Genomic DNA, 23,747 nt, shown 5'->3' with positions numbered 1-23,747 from the left:
ATCTCAATTGCAATTAACCGGTCCGGCACCGAAAAAATAGCCGGGGTAACTTCCACCAATGTTTTAATCATTACCGATGACAATACCGGACAATCCTGCTGCTTTAATCTTGCCTAAGGCTGCAACCGCATCCTCGCGAGACTTAAAGTTACCTGCTTTAAGACGGAGACTGTCGCCCTTAGGCGTTGTGACTTTTTCTGTGTGGGTGCTGAATCCTGCCTGCTTTAACTGCTCCTGCAAGCGCTTAACATTAGCGACGTCAGAATAGACGCCAACCTGCACCGTAAATGACTCAGCAGACTTAACAGGCGTTTTTGTTTCGGTTTTTCCGGCCTCAGGGAGTTTGCCAGCCTCAACAGCCTTCACTTCAACTTTCTTTTCAGGCTTAGGCGCCAAGGTTTCTTCCGGCGGTGTAATTTCAGGTTTTTTGGCTTCCACAAGCGCTTTAACATCCAAAACCGGTCCAACAGGTTTTGCCGGCTCCGGTTTTGCCAGTTCAGGCGCCGCAACATCCTGCTGGCCGGCTGGCTCAGCCACAGCATGATTAACTGTGGGTTCTGGGCTTGCATTTGCAATTTCCGGCATCGTGATCCGGATAGGTTCCTGCTGCGCCAGGAGCGCGCGATCCTGCAACACCTGCGGCAGGATAATGACCATCAGCAGCACAAGTGCTACCGCGCCCACCAGGCGGCGGCGCGCCCTTTTCTTTAGCATCAGCTCCTGCTCGTTAGGTAAATCAGGTGGCATTACTGCTTCCTTCAAAAATGGATATCTGCATGATCGTTCAGGTACTGCATTACATTTGAAACGGTAAAGAAGGAACCGAACACGATTATTTTATCATTTTCGTTTCTATCAATACAGACTTCCATATCAATACAAGCTTGCCTGCAGGCATCGGCTGCAGAATCGAATATTTTAATCCGGGCTTGCGGCACGACTTCAAGAACCGTTTTTACCAGCTCGCTGGCTGGCGCACTGCGTATATGATCGACATCGGCTACATACCAGTAGTCGACCTCATCCTTGACTGCATTCACAACGCCTTTAATATCCTTGTCTGCCAGCATTGCGAATACGGCGATTGTTTTGCCTGCTTTTGCATGACCTTCATGACTGGTTTGCACCCTGTGCGCTTTCAGGTTTTTTGCCAGCACGCATGCAGCATGCGGGTTATGTGCAACATCCAGAATCAGCCGGGGTGATTCTGAAACCGTTTGAAAACGGCCGGCAAGTTTCACGGCGCTCATTGCAGCGGCTATTGCCTCGCCGCCTACAGGCAGCACAGGCTGCAGCGACTGAACAGCAGTAACGGCACATGATGCGTTCATCAACTGGTAGTCGCCTTCCAGCGCCGGTAGCGGCAAAGCGTACACTACCTGCTGATTCACCAGGTAGTGCCAGCCAGATGCCGATGTTTCGCAATCGAAGTCACGCCTGATGCATTTAAAATCCGCACCGACTTTATGTGCGTAGGAAACAAGGCTTTGAGGAGGATTTGCGTCACCGCAGATGGCAGGAATGGAAGCGCGGTACACGCCGGCCTTTTCAGCGCCGATGCTTTCGCGCGTGTTGCCCAAAAACTCCTGATGATCAATATCGATACTGGTTACAACAGCGCAATCAGGCTCGAATGCATTAACGGCATCCAGGCGCCCGCCAAGCCCGATCTCGAGTATTGCAATATCGATTCGCGACTGGACAAAATGCCAGACTGCCGCGAGCGTGCCGACTTCAAAATAGGTCAGGGCTATTTCTTCATCGCCACCAGCCAGCCCCAGCCTGGCTTGTTCTACAGCCGCAAATGCGGTACAAAGGTCCGCGTCACCGACTTCATCGCCATTGATACGCACCCTCTCGTTATATCGCAGCAAATGCGGTGAGGTATAACAGCCGACCCGATAGCCGGCCTGCTTGTAAATCTGCCCAAGCATGGCACAGGTAGAACCTTTGCCGTTAGTGCCGGCAACTGTGATAATTTTGAAGTTCGGCACCAATGCCAAACGCTCTATCACCAGCCTGACCCGCTCCAGTCCCATTGCGATCGCTTTGGGGTGGAGCTGCTCAATATGGCTTAACCATGCGGTCAGGTCTCTTTGTACGATGTTTACTGCCGGTTCTTCAGACATGCAAGTCAATCTCGGTCTTTGCAGACCCTTTCAAAATAGGCGTATGACACAATAAGCGCATAAAAAGTGAAGCCGACTGAGGAGTGCGAACCTTTATCAAGCCGCTGCCGGCAGGCGCATTAAGCTGGAAAGCAATGCAGCAAGCCTGTTACGCATTTCACGGCGGTCAATAATCAGGTCGATGGCACCATGCTCCAGCAGGAATTCAGCGCGCTGGAAACCATCAGGCAAGGTTTCGCGCACAGTCTGCTCAATGACGCGCGGCCCGGCAAAACCGATCAGCGCCTGGGGTTCAGCCACGATCACATCGCCCAGCATGGCAAAACTCGCTGAAACACCGCCCATGGTCGGGTCGGTCAGCACAGAAATGAAAGGCAGTCCCGCATTACTTAACTGAGTCAGTGCAGCACTTGTTTTTGCCATCTGCATCAGTGACAGCAAGCCTTCCTGCATACGCGCGCCGCCACTGGCCGAGATACATACGAATGCCATCTTGTTATCGATCGCCGTCTGCACACCGCGTGCAAAGCGCTCACCGACCACCGAGCCCATCGAGCCACCCATATACTTGAACTCAAAAGCGGCAGCCACCACAGGAACACCCTTGATTGCGCCCTGAATCACGATCAATGCATCTTTTTCGTTGACGGCTTTTTGTGACTCTTTAATACGGTCAGCATAGCTTTTACTGTCTTTGAATTTCAGCGGATCCGTCGGCTGCACGCTGGCACCGATTTCAAACTGCCCTTCAGCATCCAGCAACTGCACAAGGCGCGCACGGGCACCAATACGGTTATGGTAGCTGCATTTCGGGCAAACTTCGGCATTATCTTCAAGATCCTTACGGTAAAGCACTGATTGGCAGGATGGACATTTGATCCATAAGCCTTCAGGAACGGTTTTTTTATCAGCGCCAACAACACGCTTAATCTTTTGCGGTAATTTATTTAACCAGCCCATTGTGTATTCCCTTTATTTTTTAGCAGCATCAACTGCTGTTTTTAATTCAGTCATAAGCGCGGCGACGTTATCCAGCAGATTATCGTCATTGGACGCTTCAATCGCCTGTACCATGCGGCTGCCCACCACGACAGCATCCGCAATCGCAGCGGTCGCTTTCGCCGTAGCCGCATCACGAATGCCAAAGCCCACCCCTACCGGCAGGTCTGTCTGCTTGCGAATTGAGGCAACACGGCCTGAAACTTCTTCAATATTCAGGTTGGCGGCACCGGTAACCCCTTTGAGCGAAACATAGTAGACAAAACCGCTGGCCTGGTTCACGATCAGCTCAACGCGTTTAGGCTCGGTCGTCGGTGACAGCAAAAATACCGGATCAATGCCGCGTGCGCGCAATTCCTTAACAAAATCACCGCATTCTTCAGGCGGGTAATCCACAGTAATAACGCCGTCAACATCCGCAGCCTTGGCACGGTCAGCAAATACGGTTGCGCCTATTGCTTCAATCGGGTTGGCATAACCCATGAGGATAATCGGCGTTTTCTGGTCAGTCTGGCGAAAGGTTTTCACCATCTCAAGCACTGCTGTCAAACCCACTTTATGCACCAAAGCGCGCTCGCTGGCACGCTGGATCACCGGACCATCGGCCATAGGGTCAGAAAAAGGCACACCAAGCTCGATCATGTCCGCGCCGTGCTTAACCAGCGTGTGCATTAAATTGACTGTATGTTTCGGGTGCGGATCACCTGCAGTAATGTAAGGGATTAAAGCAGTTTTACCTTGCTGTTTCAAAGAAGCAAACGTTGATTGAATACGTGACATATGATGTTTTATTAATATTTAAAAAAATTAGGGGATGCAAAGTGCCCGGGCAGGCAAACCTCCATGCAGCAAAGCATGGCGGCACGCCGCATCACAGGCGGCTGAGTGCCTGCAAAGCCAGCGCGCCTGCGGTGCAGAGCCTGCATTTTACAGCGTGATATTAGCAAGCTTGGCAACCGTGTTGATATCCTTATCGCCACGGCCGGACAAGTTGACCAGCACGATCTGGTCTTTACTCATGGTTTTAGCCAGCTTTTCGCCATAAGCCAGCGCATGACTGGATTCGAGCGCAGGAATAATGCCTTCGGTACGGCACAGGTTATGGAAAGCGGCCATCGCCTCATCGTCCGTAATTGCCACATATTCAGCACGCTTGATGTCTTTCAGCCAGGCATGCTCAGGGCCGACGCCAGGATAATCCAGGCCGGCTGAAACCGAGTGCGTCTCGATAATCTGGCCATCGGCATCCTGCATCAGGTAAGTACGGTTACCATGCAAAACCCCTACCGGACTGTTCGCAGTCAGCGGTGCGGCATGCATACCGGATTCAAGGCCATGGCCGGCGGCTTCAACACCGATCAGGCGTACGCCAGGCACATCGATATAAGGGTAGAAAATGCCCATCGCATTGGAACCGCCGCCTACACAGGCAACGACGGCATCCGGCTGGCGACCTGCCATCTCCATCATCTGCACCTTGGCTTCATCGCCAATCACTGCCTGGAAATCACGCACCATCATCGGGTATGGGTGAGGTCCAGCCACGGTACCGATAATGTAAAAAGTATTATGCACATTGGTGACCCAATCGCGCATCGCTTCATTCAAAGCATCCTTCAGGGTTTTAGAGCCGCTTTCAACCGGAACCACGGTTGCACCCAGCAATTTCATCCTGAACACGTTCGGCGCCTGACGCTTGACGTCTTCGCTACCCATGTAAACGACGCATTCCAGACCCAGGCGCGCTGCAATGGTTGCAGTTGCCACACCATGCTGGCCGGCACCGGTTTCTGCAATCACGCGCGGCTTACCCATGCGCTTGGCCAGCAATGCCTGGCCAATAGTATTATTGATTTTATGCGCGCCGGTGTGGTTCAGGTCTTCGCGTTTGAGATAGATTTGGGCGCCGCCTACTTTTTCCGATAAACGCCTCGCGTGGTAAATCGGGCTTGGCCGGCCAACAAAATGCTTCAAATCATAATGATACTCGGCCAGAAACTCTGGATCATGGCGGTATTTCTCATACATCACGCGCAGTTCTTCCAGCGCTTCCACCAAAGTTTCCGCTACAAACGTACCACCATATTGTCCAAAATGCCCACGTGCATCCGGCATGTCATATAACTGCATTATTCACTCTCCAAAAAACCTGTGCGTTTAGACCTAAGGAAACGCGGAACAAGTGCCTGCAGGAACAAAATTCTGCACTACTTGCCCCTTGTTATATACCAGGTACTGGTACAGCGCATCACTCTACGGACATGCCATTGACGGCTACGCTTTATCCCGCCCGGCGATTTATTCCGTGTTTCCCTGTTTTATATAAACCTGCTGCATGAATGAGGCAATTTTTGCCGCATCTTTGATGCCTTTTGATATTTCCACACCGCCACTCACATCTACCGCGTATGGCTTGACCTGGCTGATTGCCTGCGCCACGTTCTGCGCATTGAGGCCGCCTGCCAATATGACTGGCTTGCCCAGCGATTCAGGAATCAGGTTCCAATCGAACACATGACCGGTGCCGCCTGCAACGCCTTCGGTGAAGGTATCGAGCAGCAATGCTTTCGATGCGGAAAAATCTTTCGCACATTGTACCAAATTTGTGTCCGACTTAACGCGTATCGCCTTGATAAATGGCAAACCATAACTTGCGCACTGCTGCGGCGTTTCATCACCATGGAATTGCAGCAAATCGAGCTTCACGCGTGCGATGACTTCACGCACAAAATCTGGCTCGGCGTTCACAAACAAGCCGACCACCGTCACAAAAGCCGGGATCCTGTCCGCTATTTCAGCAGCCTGCTCAATCGCAACTTTACGCGGGCTTGGCGCATAAAAAACCAGGCCGATTGCATCAGCCCCGTTATCCACTGCGCTGATGGCATCTTCAACGCGTGTAATGCCGCAAATTTTAGCTCTGACTCTCAATCGATCATCCCTGTTGCCGATACAAAACCGGAAAACGCCATTGTAACGCTAAATCAGCACATGCAAGCCATCTGACGCACTGCCTGCTGGCAAGCCCCATTTGCCGTCGTAGCCTACCCCGGTCAGGTAAAGCCCGCAAGGTGCGAATGTTGGCGGCGACAAAGTCCGGTCTCGCTGCTGCAACAGCTCCTTGATATAAGCTGGCGGATGCGCACCCTTACCGACATAGATAAGCGCACCGATCATATTCCTTACCTGATGCTGCAAAAAAGCATTAGCTGAAAAAGAAAATACAAAATAACGCCCGCACACCTGGATTTCAGCTTGCGTGATCGTCCTGACCGGAGACTTTGCCTGGCACTCGGAAGCGCGGAAAGCACTAAAATCATGCTCGCCGAGCAAATACGCAGCGCCCTCCTGCATTGCGGCAAAATCAAGCGGCAGATGAAACCAGCCAGCTTTGCCCGCCATCAAGGCAGAAGCCACCGGTGCGTTATATAGCAGATATTGGTAACTGCGGCTGAATGCTGAAAAGCGCGCATGGAATTCATCAGCAACAAGATGCGCCCAGGTCACCCTGACCGTATCCGGCAGATGGGCATTCACGCCACGCACCCATGCAGATAGCGGGCGCTGCGCATGCGTTTCAAAATGCACAACCTGGCCTAGCGCATGCACGCCGGTATCCGTGCGGCCGGCAGCATGGATCCTGACCGCATGCTGGGCAACCGCCGCAATTGCGGCTTCCAGTGTATCCTGCACACCACAGGCCGATGGCTGGCTCTGCCAGCCGCAGAACTGCGCCCCATCATAAGAAACACCTAATGCAACCCTCATGCAAAACCTCGGTAAATCATAAAAACAAATATCGCCGTCAGCAAAAACATCATCACTTTGTCAACAAAGCCAAATGGCAGCTTCTGAAACGAAACCATGCCCACCTGCGGCAGGCTGCCTATTGATGCGTCAATTTCGTCCAACTGACTGAAACTGAAATTATTTTTATCTTCTGCAGCAAGCTGCTCCACATAATCCAGCGTCAGCATCAGCCGCGCAGAAAAGCGTTCTATATTTAAGCCTGCAAACTTAAGCGGCGTCAGCAGCATATACAAGCCCAGCATCATTTGTCCCCTTGGCGTTCCAGTCAATAGCAGGCTCAAGGCAGCCAATGCGATCAACAGTTTTTCTATTTGCACAAACCCCGACCATAGCCCTTCGTAAGTAGGCGCGAAGTAAACAGGGAAAGTGGGGATCAGTTCCCCGGGGGTGCCAAACGCATAAATCATGAATATGGATAAAAATAACCAGCGCATACGCTTAACCGCGTGCAGGAAAGCAGGCACTTTCAGGCTGGAAACCAGCACCAGACAAAGCATCATGAGGGCAAAAAGCATGAGCGTGCTGACCATGCCCATGAGCAATAACAGCGCGATAAAACACAGAATTTTTATGAATGGATGCATGTATTTCCATCAGTCATTGTAATTGGATGCATTAATTGCTGAATCATACTATCGTTGGCCTGAACAGCTAATGGATATTGAACAAAAAAGCCGAGCTATCGCTCGGCTTTTTTATTGCCAAATAGATCTAGGCCAGGCTTGCCAACAGTTTTTCAGCTGTTAAACGCTGCTGAGGCCCACCCTCTTTAAGCACTTCATCCAGCAGGTCGCGGGCACCTTCTACATCTTCCATATCGATATATACTTTAACGAGGTCCAGTTTGATATCAATATCCGGATTCTCAGCAGCAACTGCTGCCAGTTCAGGCACAGCAACATCAGCAGCAACCTGCGGCGCTTCCTCCACAACAGGCTCACCACCGCTTAAATCAAGGCTGATTGCCGAGAAATCAAAGTTATTAGCCTCACTCTGCATTAAATCGCCAGACTCCTGCTCATCCACCAACGGGAAATCAAATGAAATTTCTTCAGGTTTATCCTCAGCAATCGACATACCAGAAGCAGCCCCGGAAACGACTTCAGTTTCAAAGTTAAGGTTGATACCTTCAAATGCACTGGTATCTGCCTTGCTCCCATTGACCTCAGTCGGCTCGGCAAAGCCTTCAAAACTAAAATCCATAGAGTCAAGCGCACTGGATCCTGTTTTGTCTTCTTCGTCAGCCGGCGTAACGGTGTCAGTAAATGCTTCAAAATTAAAGTCAGATGTCTCTGCCATGGCTACCGGGGCTTCTGCGGGTTCCGCCTGGGCGAAATTAAAATCCAGCCCGGCAACAGCACTTGAATCCTCAGCGACTGATGCTGCCGTCAATGCAGCGCTCTGCTGGTCAGCCGGAGCAAACGAAGGTTCGTCGCTTATCGTGGCAGCACCTTCTGTTGCGGAAGCAAATGTTCCAAAATCGGGGAAGTTGAAATCCATGGAATTATCCGCGGCCGGTTTGTTTTCCGCTGCCGCACTTTCAATGGTATCTACAGCAATGGTATCTGCAGCAATGGCATCTGCTGCAACAACATCCTGGGCATTCGCATTATCACCCAGTCCGCCTAGATCAAAAGACTCAACCTGGGCTGATGCTGAGTCCAATGCAGGCTGGGCTGCACTCTCCAGTTTTGGCTGATCGAAGGAAAATTCCAGGTCATTGCCAAGCCCCGCATCAGCCGTATCAGAAACTACATTCGTTTCCACGGACTTGGCTGCCGGTACTGAAGGTACAATCTGGCTGACGTCATAAAGCGGATTATCAGGCTCAACGGTAATGCCCAACTCAGCAACCTTAGCCCAGGTAGGGTCGTCCGAGCCTAATGTCGTATAAAGCTCACCGGCGATAGCCTCAAATGCAGAAGCATCTTTCCGGGCTGCGTACATTTCCAGCAATTTCAAATGCAGTTCGTAGCGTTTAGGCTCTTTTGAGATGGCATCCTTGAGTATTTCTTCAGCCTGCGCATCACGTCCGTAAGCCATATACACTTCTGCTTCTGCTATCGGGTCGACATCATTGGTATCAATCATGCCGCCGTCAGCACTCTGCGCAAAGTCAGTCAGGAATGAGGTATCCGCTGAGCTCGTGGCATTACCGGTAGTATTACCGAATACCGTATTTGCACGAAGACCGCCAGAAGTCAGGATACCGCGCTCGAAGCTATCAAGCTCTTTTCTGCGCTTATTCCGCAAGTAAACCCAGCCGGCACCCAGCAGCGCCACGCCGCCGGCACCACCCAGCATGAACAGGTTGACACTTTCCAGCAGGCTGGCAAGGAATGATGGTTCTTCTTCCGGTGGAGCCTGCACCGGAGCTTTCACAACGGCAGGCTTTTTGGCTTCTGCAGCAGGAGCCACCTGCTTGGCAGGCTCTGCTGCCGGCTGATCGGCATTAGCAACCTCAGGCGCTGCCGGAGCTGCATCAGGAAGCGCGGCCGCTTGTGCAGGCTGCGCCTGCTCAACAGGCTTGGCATCGGCAGGTTTGGCAGCAGCATCCGCAGTCTTTTGCATATCTGCCATCGTCTGACTCTTTAAAGCCAGCAGTTTCTGCATGTCAGCAATCTGGCTTTCCAGCGCCGTGGTTCGTTCGTGTGCCTCTTTCAGCGCTTTTTCACGCGCAGTCGCTTCTTCCTGCAAGGCCAGCACTTTTGCATCTGCTTCCGCACTGGATTTACCGCCTTGCTCTGCGGTTTTACCGCCGGCTGACAGTTTCACGACATCCTGAGGGCCGGACTTGACTGGTGCCGCCTTATCTTCAGCGGATGCGATCTTGCCCGAGGCTGACTGCTTGCGCTCTGACTCTTCAGTGGCAGGTGCAGCCATCACATTGCCAGCAAGGCTGTTACGGTATGCATTCCAGTTTTCGGAATGTACTTTAACCTCTTGTGCAGCCTGCTTGGGGCTGATAGCAGACAACGTTTCTTTAGATGGGATCTTGACAATCTGGCCGACTTTCAAGCGGTTCATATTGCCATCAACGAAAGCATTTTTATTGGCTTCAAACAGCCCGACCAGCATCTGGTCAAGACTGATGCCATCTACCTGCATTCCTTTTGCAATCGTATTCAACGTGTCGCCACGCTGCGTTGTCAGCTCATAGGATTCTGTCGCGCCGATAGAAGACTCAGTCGGCTCACTGTCTTTAGTATTTTTGGTACCCGACTTTTTAGATGATTTGGCTTTAGCCGGAGCAGGCTGGGATGCGGTTGCCGCGTACGCGCCGGACTGTGTGCTTATATTGCCTGTTGCAGCGGAACCAGGCTTGTTAATAACGGATGTTGCACGCTCTTCATTGATGGATTGCTTGTATCCCGGGGGGTCAAGCAATATCGTGTATTCGCGCAGCAGGCGTCCCGATGCCCAGTCGACCTGTATCAGCATGTCAAGGTACGGATCATCGATAGGCTGCAGTGAACGCAGCCTTAACACCGGTGACCCATCCGGGTTTTTGGCAAGTTCCACTTTGATATTGCCATGCACGCCAAGACGAGGAATGCCTTGCAGGGCATAAGCCTCTTCAGAGGCAATCACTGCCGTCAGCGATGAAAGCTCATCTGGCGTGACCGACAACAGATCGATTTCAGCTTTTAGCGGCTCTCCCAAGCCTGAATTAACGCTGAGCTTCCCCAAGCCCGCTGCTAATCCGTAAATCGGCATAAATGCCAGGCAGACCGCTAATGATATTTTATTTATTTTAGACTTATGCACATTGCTACCTTTAATCAAACTGATTTCTGCGATATGAAAATAACATCAAATAGTTAGCTATGCAAGCTCATAATGCACATTATATTCATGAGCTATCTACTTGCAGACCATCACAGTTATAACATCACAACGGGCTTAAGTTAACAATTATTTACTTTTCTATTAAAATCCGCAACATACGGCGCAGAGGCTCCGCCGCACCCCACAGCAACTGATCGCCTACCGTAAAGGCAGATAAATAATCATTACCCATATTCAGTTTGCGCAAACGGCCTACCGGGGTAGTCAGCGTGCCGGTAACTGCTGTCGGCGTAAGCTCCCTCATACTGGCCTCACGCTCGTTTGGCACAACTTTCGCCCACTGGTTAGCTTCAGCCAGCATCTGGCTAATCTCATCCAGCGGCACATCTTTTTTGAGTTTGATTGTCAAAGCCTGGCTATGACAGCGCATTGCGCCGATACGCACGCATAAACCGTCGATCAGAACCGGGTTGGTTTCACGACCGAGGATCTTGTTGGTTTCAACACCGCCCTTCCACTCCTCTTTGCTTTGGCCATTGCCCAGGTCTTTATCGATCCAGGGAATCAGGCTGCCAGCCAGCGGCACGCCAAAATGCGCTGTCGGAAACTCTTTATCGCGCAGTGTGCCGGCAACCTCACGATCGATGTCGAGGATCGCTGACGCCGGGTCTTTAAGAAAGTCACTCGCCACACGGTGCGCTTCGCCCATCTGCTTCAGCAACTCACGCATGTTCTGCGCACCGGCGCCGGATGCAGCCTGATAAGTCATCGAAGTTGCCCACTCGACCAGGTCTGCTTTAAACAGGCCATTCAAAGCCATCAGCATCAATGATACGGTACAGTTGCCGCCCACCCAGTTTCTAGTGCCTTGCTGCATCGCATCTTTGATGACATGCATATTGACCGGATCAAGGATAATGACGGCGTCTTTTTCCATACGCAGGGTAGAAGCCGCGTCGATCCAATGACCGTTCCAGCCGCTATTCCTTAATTGCGGGAATATCTCAGTCGTGTAGTCGCCGCCTTGGCAGGATACGATTGCATCCATCGCCTTAAGCGCGTTGATATCTTTGGCATCCAGCAAAGCCGGCGTTTCTTTACCTACATTCGGGCCTTTGCCGCCGACTTGTGAAGTAGTGAAAAACTGTGGTTCAATCAACGCAAAATCATTCTCTTCCATCATGCGTTGCATGAGTACGGAACCAACCATACCGCGCCAACCAACAAAACCGACCTTTAACATTTTAATTATCCAAATTTAAAATTACTGAAATGCTGATTTTCATTCAGCAAACTACGTCCAAGCCAGCACAATTCCTGGCAATTCTGTTATTACAGCGCCGCAACCACTGCATCACCCATGGCAGCACAGCCAACCTTATTGGTACCCTCAGTCCAGATATCTGCCGTCCTGTAGCCTTGGGCCAAGGCTTTTTTCACGGCATTTTCAATGCGCTGCGCATTCGCTTCATCGTTAAATGTATAACGCAGCATCATGGCCGCAGATAAAATCGTCGCCAGCGGATTAGCCACATCTTTACCGGCAATGTCCGGCGCAGAACCATGGCTAGGCTCATACATGCCTTTGTTATTGGCATCCAGCGATGCTGAAGGCAGCATACCGATTGAACCGGTGAGCATGGAAGCCTCATCAGACAGGATGTCGCCGAAGATATTGCCAGTCACCATCACGTCAAACTGTTTAGGCGCGCGAATCAGCTGCATGGCGGCATTGTCTACATACATATGGCTCAATTCGACTTCCGGGTATTCTTTTGAAAGCTCAATCATGACCTGGCGCCAAAGTTCGGTACATTCCAGCACATTGGCCTTATCGACCGAACATACTTTTTTATTGCGCTTCATGGCAATATCAAACGCAACCCGGCCAATACGGCGGATTTCGGATTCTGAATAACGCATGGTGTTCACGCCTTCACGCTCACCGTTTTCCAGCGTGCTGATTCCGCGCGGCTGGCCGAAATAAATATCGCCGGTCAATTCACGCACGATCATGATGTCCAGGCCGGAAACCACTTCAGGCTTCAGTGTAGATGCAGATGCAAGCTCAGGATATAGCAACGCAGGACGCAGGTTTGCAAACAGATTAAGTTCCTTGCGGATACGCAGCAAACCGCGCTCCGGGCGCAGGTGACGCTCCAGCTTGTCATATTTCCAGTCACCGACCGCGCCCAGCAGCACCGCGTCTGCGCCTTTTGCGAGCTTAAGGGTCGCGTCCGGCAGCGGATCACCCGCAGCCTCGTAGCCCGCGCCGCCAATCGGCGCCTCGGTCATTTCGATATTCAAATTCAGCGCATTTAAAACTTTAACGGCTTGAGCAACAATTTCCGGACCGATGCCATCACCTGGCAATACTGCGATTTTCATGAACTAGCTTTCTTAAACTTAAATGTAATCAAATAGCAAACTTATGGGTGCTTATGCAAACAACCAAGGCTGCGACTGGCGATGCCTGGCCTCAAACGCCTTGATTTTATCCTGCTGCTGCATCGTCAGGCCAATATCATCCAAACCATTCAGCAGGCAATGTTTACGGAAAGCGTCAATCTCAAACGGATACACTTCACCGCCCGGCGTCGTCACTGTCTGCGCCGCGAGGTCAACATTCAATGCATAGCCTTCATTCGCAACCACCTGCTTAAACAGCGCATCGACGATTTCAGCACTAAGCACAATCGGCAGCATGCCGTTTTTAAAACAGTTATTAAAGAAAATATCGGCAAAGCTTGACGCGATGATAACTTTGAAACCATAGTCCTCCAGCGCCCATGGCGCGTGCTCGCGGCTTGAACCGCAGCCGAAGTTTTCACGTGTAAGCAAAACACGCGCACCCTGGTAACGTTCCTGGTTCAGCACGAAGTCTTTATTTAACGGACGGCTGGAGTTATCCATCCCGGGTTCGCCGCGATCCAGATAACGCCATTCATCAAAAGCGTTCGGGCCAAAGCCGCTACGCTTGATAGATTTTAAAAACTGCTTGGGAATAATAGCGTCCGTATCCACGTTAGCGCGGTCCAGTGGGGCTACCAATCCTGTTAGTTGCGTAAAAGCTTGCATGTTATGTTCTTAAGTATATTTTTAAAGAAGATGATTTACTTAGTTGAGTTCTGAATGGCTTCGCCACCTTTTTCAATGTCCTTGCCAAGGCCCTGCACTGTATTGCAAGCTGAAAGAGATACCGCCACCATCACAAAAAAGAATATTTTTTTCATAAACTCGAGTTTCCTTATTAGTAATTAATTCAAAGTTCTTACATCAACAAAATGACCAGCTACAGCAGCTGCGGCAGCCATCTCCGGGCTGACCAGATGCGTGCGGCCGCCCTGACCCTGACGGCCTTCGAAGTTACGGTTTGAAGTAGAAGCGCAACGCTCACCCGGCTCCAGCCTGTCGGCATTCATCGCCAGGCACATCGAACAGCCTGGTTCACGCCACTCAAAACCCGCCTCTTTGAAAATCTTGTCCAGGCCTTCCTGCTCCGCCTGTGCTTTTACCAGGCCGGAGCCAGGTACCACCATCGCCAATTTCACATTGGGCGCCACATGCTTGCCTTTGGCAACAGAAGCCGCTGCCCGCAAATCCTCAATGCGTGAATTGGTGCATGAGCCGATAAACACCTTGTCAATCGCGATCTCGGTAATCGGCGTATTAGCCGTCAAGCCCATATACGCATAAGCGCGTTCCCAATCACCGCGCTGCACATCATTCCTGGCGAGGTCGAGACTAGGCACTTTACCGTCAACACCAACTACCATTTCCGGAGACGTACCCCAGGTGACCTGCGGCTGGATATCTTCAGCCTTGAACGCGACTGTCGCGTCAAACTTGGCACCTTCATCGCTATGCAGGGTACGCCAGTAAGCAACCGCAGCGTCCCATTGTTCCGGGCCCGGTGAAAATGGGCGGCCTTTTACATAATCAACCGTAGTCTGGTCTACAGCAACCATACCGGCACGCGCACCCGCTTCAATCGCCATATTGCATAATGTCATGCGGCCTTCCATGCTCAGGGCGCGAATTGCCGAACCTGCGAACTCAATCGCGTAGCCGGTGCCGCCCGCGGTGCCGATCCTGCCGATGATCGCCAGCGCGACATCTTTGGCCGTCACACCGTTTTGCAGGGTTCCTTCGACCGTCACCAACATGGCTTTGGATTTTTTCTGCACCAGGCATTGCGTCGCCATCACGTGCTCAACTTCAGAGGTACCGATACCATGGGCAAGCGCGCCGAACGCACCATGCGTACTGGTATGCGAGTCGCCGCAGACCACGGTCATCCCCGGTAAGGTAGCACCCTGCTCAGGCCCCATCACGTGCACGATGCCCTGGCGCGCATCCATGAACGGAAAATAGGCTTTTGCGCCGAATTCACGGATATTGTCACTTAAGGTTTCTATCTGCAAACGTGCTACAGGGTCAGCAATACCCGCCAGGCCTTTGTCCCAACCGGTGGTTGGCGTGTTGTGGTCGGCAGTGGCCACAATAGAAGATACACGCCATGGTTTGCGCCCAGCCAGACGCAGGCCTTCAAAAGCCTGCGGACTCGTGACCTCATGTACCAGGTGACGGTCAATATAAATTAACGCTGTGCCATTCTCTTCGGTCACAACATGGGAATCAAACAATTTATCGTATAACGTTTTTGCCATAATTCTCTGCTTCAAGCAGCCTTAAATCAAACTTGCTTAGTCTCTGAAATTACCAAATTGCAACGGAAAGTCCGTTACGTTCTTTTTAACAAACGCAATCGCATCCTGCAGCACATCACGCTTGGCACCATTCACGCGCACTGTATCGCCCTGAATGCTGGCCTGTACTTTCATGCCGGAATCTTTAATCAGTTTAGTAATGCGCTTGGCTAAATCGCTATCGATTCCCGCACGGATTTTCAGGTCCTGCTTCACCTTGTTGCCCGATATTTTTTGGACATCCTTATGATCAAGACGTTTTGCCGAATCCGGCTCTTTCTTTTCCATGGCCGGCAATAAAATATCTTTCACCTGGTCAAGCTGAAAGTCGTTGTCGCCAAAAATCGTGATTATGCTATCTTTTTCATTCAGGTCGATTTTGGCTGAAGTACCTTTAAAATCATAACGATTGGTAATCTGCTTACCGGCAGTATCAATCGCGTTTTTCAACGCAACCATATCGACTTCTGAAGAAATATCAAAACTAGGCATTCAAATCTCCAACAAATTTTTCAAGCGATAACTCTGCAAGGCATTTCCGCGCAGACAGTACGTACGGCACGGCAAGCGGAAAAACAACGCAGAGTTGAGCCATAATTATTCAAAGTGGCAGACGTAGTCTAGTGTTTCCACTGTCTCAATATCAAACGAAGAATTACCTGGTACAGTAAACTTTTCACCCGCTGAGTAAGTTTTCCATTCATTCTCACCGCTGAGGCGTACTTTGCAAACACCTGCGTTGATTTCCATCAGTTCAGGCGCTGCGGTATTGAACGTAAGCGAACTAGGGAATATAACGCCAATAGTGCTGCGCGTACCGTTAGGAAACATGACAGTATGACTTACACACTTGCCGTCAAAATAGATGTTGGCTTTCTTTTTCACACTGACATTATCAAATTGCGCCATTTGCTTTAGCTTTCATAAAAAAATCAAAAATATCATTATCGCAGAAAAGCGCCATCACTCCAATAAATGCCTGAAACTCTATACTTTGAAATCAGAACCTCATGATTGTTCATGATACCAAGCTGCTTTTGCCTGCCCAAGCGAGCAAAATCAGCCAGCCATTAAAAAATATTATCCATAGAAACATGGCTATGGTTAAAAATACTTATTGACAAAAAGACAGGTCTGTCTACAATCGATTTTTATCAGCACATGGACTGAGCAACTACAAATTATTCAGCTATAAATTATTTAAGTGTCGTAAAGTGATGACATAGCCGGATTGAATAAAAAATCCGGCAGCCATCCCGGAAATAGTGTTCATTTTTTACTGCATTGCCACGATCGAATTCACAGAAAAACCAGGGAGAGTGCTATGGATGACTTATCAAAAAATGTAAAAACCTTTCACGGCGGCTGTCCGCATGACTGCCCTGATACCTGCAGCATGGTTTACACGGTTGAAAACAACAGGCTGATCTCCGTTACCGGCAACAAAAACCACCCCATGACGCGCGGCGGATTATGCGTAAAATTAAAAGATTATGAAAAGCGCCATTACCATCCGGATCGACTGCTCTACCCGCTCAAGCGCACCGGCCCCAAAGGCAGCAAACAATTCAAACGTATTTCATGGGATGAAGCTTTAAGCGAAATCAGCAGCAAATGGAAAGCGATCATTGCCACTGATGGTCCGCACGCGATCATGCCCAACAGCTACCTGGGCAACCAGGGGCTTGTGCATGGCCTGAACGGCGGCGATGCTTTCTTTAACCGCATGGGCGCAACAGTCTGCGAGCGCACCTTCTGCGGTGAGGGCTCCTGCACTGCATGGCTGCTGACCGTGGGGCCAACCGCAGGCGTGGACCCGGAAAGCTTCAGCCACTCTAAATATATCGTGATCTGGGCCTGTAATTCAGTCAGCACCAACCTGCATCACTGGCATATTATTCATGAAGCACAGAAACGCGGCGCCAAAGTCGTAGTGATTGATTCCTACGCTTCAAAAACCGCAAAAGAGGCCGATTGGCACATTGCCCCCAAACCCGGTACCGATGGTGCGCTCGCCATGGCAATGATGAACGTGATCATTTCAGAAGGCCTGGTAGACCAGGATTATGTAGATCATTACACCGTAGGCTACGCGGAACTGGCGGAACGCGCCAAAACCAGGACGCCGGAATGGGCAGAAGAGATCACCGGCATTCCTGCTGCGGATATCCGCAGGTTTGCCAGGGAATATGCAACGACACCGCCAGCCGCGATTCGCCTGGGCGTAGCGCTGGAAAGAAGCTATGGCGGCAGCCAGGCTATCCGTGCAGTGACCAGCTTGCCGGCACTGATTGGCGCATGGCGCCATGTAGGCGGCGGGGCACTGCAATTCCCGGTATGGGAGCACCCATACAAATTTGATGTGATCTGCCGTCCGGATCTAATTCCCGAAGGCACGCCTGTGGTAAACAACCTGCAGCTGGGCCGCGTACTCACAGGCGAGATCAAGCTCGAAACACCGATCAAATCGATGATGGTATGGAACACCAACCCGATTACACAGGCACCGGAAACCGACAAAATCATCAAAGGCCTGGAGCGTGAAGATTTATTCCTTGTAGTGGCTGAACACTTCATGTCCGATACTGCAGCTTATGCAGACATTGTACTGCCAGCCGCCATGGGCGCGGAAATGGAAGATATGGTGCTGTCATGGGGTCACCTCTACCTCACCTACAATGCCAAATGCATTGACCCGCCAGGTGAAGCGATTCCGAATAATGAGATTTTCAGACAACTGGCAAAACGCATGGGCTATGAAGATGATAACTTCAAGTGGAATGACAGTGAATGCCTGGAACACTACGTGGACTGGAATTCACCCACCTGCGAAGGGATAGACCTGGCTTACATGCGTGAACATGGCTTTGCCCGGTTAAAAGCCTTTGGCGACAAAAACATGCGTGCGCGCCATGCAAATGGCGAGTTTCCCACCCCTAGCGGCAAATGCCACTTTTTAGTGGAAGGTGCAAAAAACTTTGTCGCCGGCCCATTCCGTCAGATGTACGATGGATTCCAGCCAGGCGAAGCCCTGGATAGCCTGCCGGATTACGTAGCCTCCCGTGAAACGCCGGCGACCAATCCGTCACTGGCGGCAAAATATCCGCTTAACATCATTTCACCCAAGAGCCATGGCTTTTTAAATTCCTGCTATGCCAATGTGACAGAGAAAATTAAAGGTCAAGGCGAGCAATTTGTACTGATTAACGCACTGGATGCAAAAGCACGCAGCATTCAGGAAGGTGACACGGTCAAAGTATTTAATGACCGCGGTGCGTTTGAATGTATCGCCAAGATCTCCGATGACGTGAATGCGGGCATCGTAGTCGCAACGCTGGGTTATTGGCGACAGCTTAACAATGGCACGGTCAATTGCATCAGCTCGGCTGAGTTCGGGGACATGGGTCACTCCACGACATTCAGTGACAACCTGGTTGAGGTAGGTCTCGTATAAACCACACTGATTCATTACTGCAATGGTAATGAATCAGTATTCGGCCCTGTCAGGCACTTCGTGGCGAAAACATGATAATGGCCATGCCGATCAAAGCCACGCCTGCGCCCAACAGGTCCCAATACGTAGGTTTGATACCATCCACCAGCCATAACCAGAAAATGGCGACAAATATATAAACACCGCCATAAGCTGCATATACCCTGCCCGCCGCGACAGGATGCAGCGACAGCAGCCAGGCAAACAAGGCCAGTGAGACCGCTGCCGGAATCAGTAGCAAAGGGCTTTTATTCTGCGTCAGCCATAAATACGGCAAGTAGCAGCCAACGATCTCCGCGATGGCGGTGACGATGAATAGCGCTATCGTTTTCAACTCAAACAAGTGAATCCCCAAATCCGTTAATTAATCTTCAATACGGGAAATGACCCGCCCATAGCTTTTCATGCCTTCGGTTACCGGAGTTTTAAATGGCGTGGCCAGGTGAATGTAACAGCAAACATGGCCTGCCGCAAATACGGCCTTCTGCAAATATATCTTTCTGATAGCCCAGCTTAACATTTCGGATGCTTTGCCAAATGTAAAACAAGCTATTGCAATTAAGTATGGTTCCGTACTATACTGCTCCGTACTATGTTGCTGTTAAAAGAATTACCTAACTCGAAAAGCCTTGAACAGTTTCTGGCACGTTACCCTGAAGCTGATATTCAGGCGATCCTGGATTTCGCAATCATGCTGCGCGCCGCGTCCGACATTTCAGACGCGCTGGACAAACTGCTGGCAAAACACGCCCTGCTGCAAGGCAGGTGGTGGGTTTTGGTGCTGCTGTTAAGACAGCCTGACCTCACATCATCGCCTTCTGCCCTTGCCGAGAAAACCGGCGTAACCAAGGCCACCATGACCGGGTTTATCGATGGCCTGGAACGTGAAGGCTTGATAACCAGGTTACTGGACAATCAGGATCGCAGGAAATTCCTGATACGCCTCACTGCTGCCGGCCAGCAGAAACTCGACCAGGTCATGCCAGATTATTACAGCAAAGTCAGTGCATTGATGTCCACGCTCACAGCGGAACAACGCGCTGTCATGATTAAAAGCCTGCAGATACTGTCGTTACATTCGGAGTTGATAAAGTAAGCGCTTAAAAAATTTAACCACTTAGCAAGGCTCCATACCAACAAACCCGAATTTTAAGACCTATGCCTGACCAAACACACCAAATCCAAAGCAGGAAATCACTGTTAAAAATATATGCAGTATGCAGCTGCATTTTGCTGCTCAACGGATGTGTCAGCATGTCGGGCATATTTCCACAGGCAAAAACCTTAGATCCAGCGCAGCTAAAACCAGACCAGACAATCGCTTCGGCTCCGGCCATTGCGTGGCCGGATGAACAATGGTGGCTTGCTTATAACGATCCCCAGCTTGATCGTCTCATCATGCAGTCCATTCAAGACAGCCCTGCCCTGCACGCAGCGCAGGCCAGAATCACACTGTCAAACGCGTTTGCCGACTCAATGCTGGCGGAAACAAAGCCTAACCTGAGCGCCGACGCATCCATGGTACGCGAACGATTTACCGAGCTGCAATTCATACCGCCGCCCTGGGGTGGCCAGTTCGACTGGAATAACAAAGCGACCTTATCGCTGGCATACGACCTGGATTTATGGGGGCGCCAGGAAAGCATATGGCGCGCAGCGATAGGCGAAAGCCGCGCAACAGCAGCAGAAGCGCAGCAGGTCAAACTGGGGCTGGAAACAGCGATCGTACGCACCTATGTGCAGCTGGCAATGGAGTTCACGCTGCGGGACATTGCAGAAGAACAGTTGCATGAACTGGAGGAACTCATTTCCATCACCAAGCGCAGCTATAAAGCCGGGTTAAGTACAAAAATGCAGCTGCTGGAAGCGGAAACGCCACTGCCGCTGGTTCATGCAAAGATTGAAGCCATCGATTCCAGGATCAAGCTGCTGCGCAACCAGCTCGCAGCACTCTCCGGGCAAGGCCCCGGCGCAGGTGAAACCATCATGCGCCCGGCGCTCGCATTGAATGCTGAGGCTGGCTTACCTGACAAATTACCGGCAAACCTGGTAGGCCGCAGGCCTGATGTACTCGCTTACCGCTGGCGCGTAGAAGCTTCCCGGCAGAATATCGAAGGGGCAAAAGCGGCTTTTTACCCGAATATCAACCTGATTGCTTTTATCGGTTTTCAGGCACTGGGCTTTGGGCAACTCATCAGCAATGCGGCAGCGATTGCGGGCGCTGGCCCTGCCATCAGCCTGCCGATCTTTGATGGCGGACGCCGCCGCGGCAACCTGTCGGCAAAAACTGCCAGCTATGACATAGCCGTAGAGAATTACAATGAAATACTCATCAAGGCGCTGCAGGATGTTTCGGATCAGCTGGCGGTGCTGCAATCCAATGCCAGGCAACGCGCAGAAACTGAAAAGGCGCAGGCCACGGCACTGAAAGCACATGAATTGGCACAATCCCAATACAAAGCGGGATTAAGCAACTATCTGCATGTGCTGGCTACCCACGAAACCATCTTGCGGCAGAAAGAAATCATCGCTCACCTGCAGGCAAGCAGGCTAGACACTTATGCAGGCCTGATGCGCGCATTGGGCGGCGGCACCATGCAAGCTGCTGCAGAGCAACCGGCATTATCCCAGCCATGACTGCGTACCATCATTTCAGGTCGTTATGCAGGGTTGCGTTGCCGCCACTGCGTTCAGCATGGCGGGAGTGGCTGAGCGAAGACGCCCCCGTGATTGGCTACATGCTGAAAGTGCTGCTTGCCTGCCTGCTGGCAATGTGGCTGTCGCTACGGTTTGAGCTGGACCAGCCGCGCACAGCCATGCTCACCGTTGCGATCGTGATGCAATCCCGCTCCGGCATGGTATTCGCCAAAAGCTATTACCGCCTGATAGGTACGCTGGTAGGCGTTATCGTATCGTTCATACTGGTTGCGTTATTTGCCCAGGAGAGAATCCCGTTCCTGCTTTACATGGCTTTGTGGATCGGTTTATGTACGGCAGGTTCCATGATCTACCGCAATCACCAGTCTTACGCATTCGTACTTGCCGGCTATACACTCTGCATCGTTGGCCTGCCTGCGACACTCGCTCCCGGGCAAACATTTAACATAGGCATCACCCGAATATCAGAAATACTGATTGGCTTATTCAGCGCAACATTAGTCAGCGACCTTATCTTTCCGCAGCGCATGTGGAATATGATGCTGACTTCTGTACGGCGCCGTTTCAGTGATTTTTCCGACCTGCTGCGAACGGCTGCCGTTAACCCGGCAACAGTGCGGACACCGGAAGCAGTGTCAGAACCGGCGTTACTGCGCTTTATCGGTGATATTTTCAGGTTAGAGACATTCCGCGCGTCTGCCGTCATGGAAAATGACGCCTCCAGGCAAAACCGGCTGCACCTGAGCCAGATGAACAATGAGTTCATGCAGGTATCAACCAGCTTTCACGCGTTCGAGCAACTGTTAAAACGCCAATCCCGACATGGTCGCCCCGACATCGGAGCAGCGTTGCTTGGCATTTACCGGAAGCTCGCTGATAGCGTGTCCCTGGATGGACGCAGCGCGCATAACGAACAGGAAGCATTGCAGATCAGCAGGCAGCTATCCGGCTACAGGAAACGGTTTGCACAAATAGCCGCAGACGCCCGCAGTGAGCTCGCGCATACACTCAGCGACCGGGATAGAATCGAGCTTGATACAGGGATCGAACTACTGGAACGGCTCAGTGACGAACTGTACACATATGCAAAAACCTACAGCGCTTTCGCTGCGCCAAAAGACCGGAAACCCACAACCAGCCTGAACCAACAGGCTCCGCAGCAGGAAATGCATTTTGACACACTGGCCGTAGCGCTTGCCGGATTAAGGGGCGCACTGGCATTAGCCATACTGTCTGCCGTATGGATACTGACCGATTGGCGCTCCGGCATCGAGGCCATTACACTCGGCGTAATCACCAGCACTTTATTCGCAACCTCTCCATCCCCTGGCCATACCGTCAAGCAATTCTTTATCGGCGCAGTGCTGGGCACTATCCTCGCCTATTTCTGCAACTTCCACTGGTTAACGCAGGCACAGGGTTTCCTGCTGCTGGCAATCGCGGTTTCCCCTGGCATTATGCTGGCGGCCTGGCTAACAACCCGCCCCTCAACCGCCGTCGTCGGATCGGGCATGTTTATGGTCTACCTGATGCACATCGGGTTCAACAGCACCTACAGTGCCAATCCGGTTACATTCATGAACGACGCGATTGCTGACTTGCTCGCTGTACTTTTATCTGGTGTGCTATTCAGCCTGATCGACCTCAGCAACAGTCGCTGGTCAAAACTACGAACCGCACAATCCCTGCGCCGGCTTGTGGTGTCTGCCTGCAGAGATGCCCTGCCATTCAGGCGTGCCCGCCTGGAAAGCGCAGCTCGCGACCTGGTACAGCGCGCCGGCAGCGCCCAGCGCATTGCAGAAGAACAGGATCAATTGATTGTCGACTGGCTGCTGTCTACTCTGGAAATCGGGCATGCGGTCATTGCATTGCGGGAATATCTCCAGGAAGTACATGATTCAATCGTACCGCCGCCTATGCTCAAATGCCTGGATGCGATTGCAAACCTATACGATGACCCGACCCCGGCACACCGCCAAGACGCAATCAGCAGCATCGATCTGGCAATGCAGCATCTATCTACCGATGCCATGAGACTGGTATTGATGCAATCAACCAGGCACAAACTGATGACCATGCTGCACTTTATACACAGCGCATTGCTGGACGAAGAATCAGTGCTGTCGGTAAATGCCATTAAAAGATTGGAGAACCGCTAAC

General features: G+C 51.4%; 21 protein-coding genes. 4 read left to right on the top strand and 17 right to left on the bottom strand.

The features are described from left to right. Positions 1-63 precede the first annotated feature (63 nt). From GQ51_RS01735 to ppnP, 16 genes are all read right to left on the bottom strand, one after another. Positions 64-747: an SPOR domain-containing protein gene (locus tag GQ51_RS01735; protein WP_047549040.1), complete on the bottom strand. Its 684-nt coding sequence runs from the start codon at positions 745-747 to the stop codon at positions 64-66. A gap of 11 nt (positions 748-758) precedes the next feature. Continuing rightward, a complete protein-coding gene (gene folC / locus GQ51_RS01730) occupies positions 759-2,129 on the bottom strand; it encodes a bifunctional tetrahydrofolate synthase/dihydrofolate synthase (protein WP_052177640.1) in 1,371 nt (456 codons plus the stop codon). Between the two features lie 96 nt (positions 2,130-2,225). Beyond that, positions 2,226-3,089 carry an acetyl-CoA carboxylase, carboxyltransferase subunit beta gene (gene accD / locus GQ51_RS01725; protein ID WP_047549039.1) on the bottom strand — a complete coding sequence of 288 codons (864 nt, stop codon included), beginning with the start codon at positions 3,087-3,089 and terminating at the stop codon, positions 2,226-2,228. 12 nt (positions 3,090-3,101) lie between these two features. Continuing rightward, positions 3,102-3,908, bottom strand: coding sequence for a tryptophan synthase subunit alpha (gene trpA, locus GQ51_RS01720; RefSeq protein ID WP_047549036.1), 807 nt, complete (start codon positions 3,906-3,908; stop codon positions 3,102-3,104). A gap of 147 nt (positions 3,909-4,055) precedes the next feature. Next, positions 4,056-5,258: a tryptophan synthase subunit beta gene (gene trpB, locus GQ51_RS01715; RefSeq protein WP_047549033.1), complete on the bottom strand. Its 1,203-nt coding sequence runs from the start codon at positions 5,256-5,258 to the stop codon at positions 4,056-4,058. A 168-nt stretch (positions 5,259-5,426) separates the two neighbouring features. Beyond that, positions 5,427-6,059: a phosphoribosylanthranilate isomerase gene (locus GQ51_RS01710; protein WP_047549031.1), complete on the bottom strand. Its 633-nt coding sequence runs from the start codon at positions 6,057-6,059 to the stop codon at positions 5,427-5,429. 48 nt (positions 6,060-6,107) lie between these two features. After that, the gene (truA, locus tag GQ51_RS01705; protein ID WP_047549028.1) at positions 6,108-6,896 is read right to left on the bottom strand and encodes a tRNA pseudouridine(38-40) synthase TruA; all 789 of its coding nucleotides are present in this window, start codon (positions 6,894-6,896) and stop codon (positions 6,108-6,110) included. Beyond that, the gene (locus tag GQ51_RS01700) at positions 6,893-7,522 is read right to left on the bottom strand and encodes a CbiQ family ECF transporter T component (RefSeq protein ID WP_047549026.1); all 630 of its coding nucleotides are present in this window, start codon (positions 7,520-7,522) and stop codon (positions 6,893-6,895) included. Before GQ51_RS01700 ends, truA begins: the two co-directional genes overlap by 4 nt. A 127-nt stretch (positions 7,523-7,649) precedes the next feature. After that, a complete protein-coding gene (locus GQ51_RS01695) occupies positions 7,650-10,628 on the bottom strand; it encodes a FimV/HubP family polar landmark protein (RefSeq protein WP_235276140.1) in 2,979 nt (992 codons plus the stop codon). A gap of 229 nt (positions 10,629-10,857) precedes the next feature. After that, entirely contained in the window at positions 10,858-11,970 is a 1,113-nt protein-coding gene (asd, locus tag GQ51_RS01690) for an aspartate-semialdehyde dehydrogenase (RefSeq protein WP_047549023.1), read from the bottom strand. A gap of 89 nt (positions 11,971-12,059) precedes the next feature. Further along, positions 12,060-13,115, bottom strand: coding sequence for a 3-isopropylmalate dehydrogenase (leuB, locus tag GQ51_RS01685; RefSeq protein ID WP_047549019.1), 1,056 nt, complete (start codon positions 13,113-13,115; stop codon positions 12,060-12,062). A 51-nt stretch (positions 13,116-13,166) separates the two neighbouring features. Further along, positions 13,167-13,805: a 3-isopropylmalate dehydratase small subunit gene (leuD, locus tag GQ51_RS01680; RefSeq protein ID WP_047549015.1), complete on the bottom strand. Its 639-nt coding sequence runs from the start codon at positions 13,803-13,805 to the stop codon at positions 13,167-13,169. A 35-nt stretch (positions 13,806-13,840) separates the two neighbouring features. After that, positions 13,841-13,960, bottom strand: coding sequence for an entericidin A/B family lipoprotein (locus GQ51_RS01675; RefSeq protein ID WP_047549013.1), 120 nt, complete (start codon positions 13,958-13,960; stop codon positions 13,841-13,843). Positions 13,961-13,984: 24 nt separating this feature from the next. Then, entirely contained in the window at positions 13,985-15,397 is a 1,413-nt protein-coding gene (gene leuC / locus GQ51_RS01670; protein WP_047549010.1) for a 3-isopropylmalate dehydratase large subunit, read from the bottom strand. 36 nt (positions 15,398-15,433) lie between these two features. Beyond that, positions 15,434-15,928, bottom strand: a complete 495-nt coding sequence (locus GQ51_RS01665; protein ID WP_047549007.1) for a YajQ family cyclic di-GMP-binding protein — start codon at positions 15,926-15,928, stop codon at positions 15,434-15,436. A gap of 105 nt (positions 15,929-16,033) precedes the next feature. After that, positions 16,034-16,345: a pyrimidine/purine nucleoside phosphorylase gene (gene ppnP / locus GQ51_RS01660; protein ID WP_047549004.1), complete on the bottom strand. Its 312-nt coding sequence runs from the start codon at positions 16,343-16,345 to the stop codon at positions 16,034-16,036. Between the two features lie 415 nt (positions 16,346-16,760). Here ppnP and GQ51_RS01655 point away from each other — a divergent pair, with 415 nt between their 5' ends. Continuing rightward, positions 16,761-18,890: a molybdopterin-containing oxidoreductase family protein gene (locus GQ51_RS01655; protein ID WP_047549000.1), complete on the top strand. Its 2,130-nt coding sequence runs from the start codon at positions 16,761-16,763 to the stop codon at positions 18,888-18,890. 49 nt (positions 18,891-18,939) lie between these two features. Here GQ51_RS01655 and GQ51_RS01650 read toward each other — a convergent pair whose 3' ends face one another. Then, positions 18,940-19,272 (bottom strand): YnfA family protein, encoded by a 333-nt coding sequence (locus tag GQ51_RS01650; protein ID WP_047548998.1) that lies wholly within the window; start codon positions 19,270-19,272, stop codon positions 18,940-18,942. 249 nt (positions 19,273-19,521) lie between these two features. On the opposite strand from GQ51_RS01650, the gene GQ51_RS01645 reads away from it, so the two are divergent. The 3 genes from GQ51_RS01645 to GQ51_RS01635 all read left to right on the top strand — a co-directional run bounded on the left by GQ51_RS01645 (position 19,522) and on the right by GQ51_RS01635 (position 23,746). After that, entirely contained in the window at positions 19,522-20,025 is a 504-nt protein-coding gene (locus tag GQ51_RS01645) for a MarR family winged helix-turn-helix transcriptional regulator (RefSeq protein WP_047548996.1), read from the top strand. 62 nt (positions 20,026-20,087) lie between these two features. Then, positions 20,088-21,566: an efflux transporter outer membrane subunit gene (locus GQ51_RS01640; protein WP_052177639.1), complete on the top strand. Its 1,479-nt coding sequence runs from the start codon at positions 20,088-20,090 to the stop codon at positions 21,564-21,566. Continuing rightward, positions 21,563-23,746 carry an FUSC family protein gene (locus GQ51_RS01635; protein WP_052177638.1) on the top strand — a complete coding sequence of 728 codons (2,184 nt, stop codon included), beginning with the start codon at positions 21,563-21,565 and terminating at the stop codon, positions 23,744-23,746. Before GQ51_RS01640 ends, GQ51_RS01635 begins: the two co-directional genes overlap by 4 nt. Position 23,747 lies beyond the last annotated feature (1 nt).

Source organism: Methylotenera sp. G11, from assembly GCF_000799735.1.
Lineage (GTDB): Bacteria > Pseudomonadota > Gammaproteobacteria > Burkholderiales > Methylophilaceae > Methylotenera.
The sequence above is the reverse complement of the archived record's forward strand: the minus strand, read 5'-3'. Positions and strand labels throughout refer to the sequence as shown.

What these genes read in the sequence shown, in the direction of transcription:
- ppnP (WP_047549004.1), bottom strand. Translation starts at nt 16,345, where the DNA reads ATGGCGCAATTTGATAATGTCAGTGTGAAAAAGAAAGCCAACATCTAT.
- leuB (WP_047549019.1), bottom strand. Translation starts at nt 13,115, where the DNA reads ATGAAAATCGCAGTATTGCCAGGTGATGGCATCGGTCCGGAAATTGTT.
- GQ51_RS01700 (WP_047549026.1), bottom strand. Translation starts at nt 7,522, where the DNA reads ATGCATCCATTCATAAAAATTCTGTGTTTTATCGCGCTGTTATTGCTC.
- leuD (WP_047549015.1), bottom strand. Translation starts at nt 13,805, where the DNA reads ATGCAAGCTTTTACGCAACTAACAGGATTGGTAGCCCCACTGGACCGC.
- GQ51_RS01665 (WP_047549007.1), bottom strand. Translation starts at nt 15,928, where the DNA reads ATGCCTAGTTTTGATATTTCTTCAGAAGTCGATATGGTTGCGTTGAAA.
- trpB (WP_047549033.1), bottom strand. Translation starts at nt 5,258, where the DNA reads ATGCAGTTATATGACATGCCGGATGCACGTGGGCATTTTGGACAATAT.
- GQ51_RS01640 (WP_052177639.1), top strand. Translation starts at nt 20,088, where the DNA reads ATGCCTGACCAAACACACCAAATCCAAAGCAGGAAATCACTGTTAAAA.
- GQ51_RS01675 (WP_047549013.1), bottom strand. Translation starts at nt 13,960, where the DNA reads ATGAAAAAAATATTCTTTTTTGTGATGGTGGCGGTATCTCTTTCAGCT.
- leuC (WP_047549010.1), bottom strand. Translation starts at nt 15,397, where the DNA reads ATGGCAAAAACGTTATACGATAAATTGTTTGATTCCCATGTTGTGACC.
- GQ51_RS01645 (WP_047548996.1), top strand. Translation starts at nt 19,522, where the DNA reads ATGTTGCTGTTAAAAGAATTACCTAACTCGAAAAGCCTTGAACAGTTT.
- asd (WP_047549023.1), bottom strand. Translation starts at nt 11,970, where the DNA reads ATGTTAAAGGTCGGTTTTGTTGGTTGGCGCGGTATGGTTGGTTCCGTA.
- trpA (WP_047549036.1), bottom strand. Translation starts at nt 3,908, where the DNA reads ATGTCACGTATTCAATCAACGTTTGCTTCTTTGAAACAGCAAGGTAAA.
- GQ51_RS01735 (WP_047549040.1), bottom strand. Translation starts at nt 747, where the DNA reads ATGCCACCTGATTTACCTAACGAGCAGGAGCTGATGCTAAAGAAAAGG.
- GQ51_RS01655 (WP_047549000.1), top strand. Translation starts at nt 16,761, where the DNA reads ATGGATGACTTATCAAAAAATGTAAAAACCTTTCACGGCGGCTGTCCG.
- folC (WP_052177640.1), bottom strand. Translation starts at nt 2,129, where the DNA reads ATGTCTGAAGAACCGGCAGTAAACATCGTACAAAGAGACCTGACCGCA.
- truA (WP_047549028.1), bottom strand. Translation starts at nt 6,896, where the DNA reads ATGAGGGTTGCATTAGGTGTTTCTTATGATGGGGCGCAGTTCTGCGGC.
- accD (WP_047549039.1), bottom strand. Translation starts at nt 3,089, where the DNA reads ATGGGCTGGTTAAATAAATTACCGCAAAAGATTAAGCGTGTTGTTGGC.
- GQ51_RS01635 (WP_052177638.1), top strand. Translation starts at nt 21,563, where the DNA reads ATGACTGCGTACCATCATTTCAGGTCGTTATGCAGGGTTGCGTTGCCG.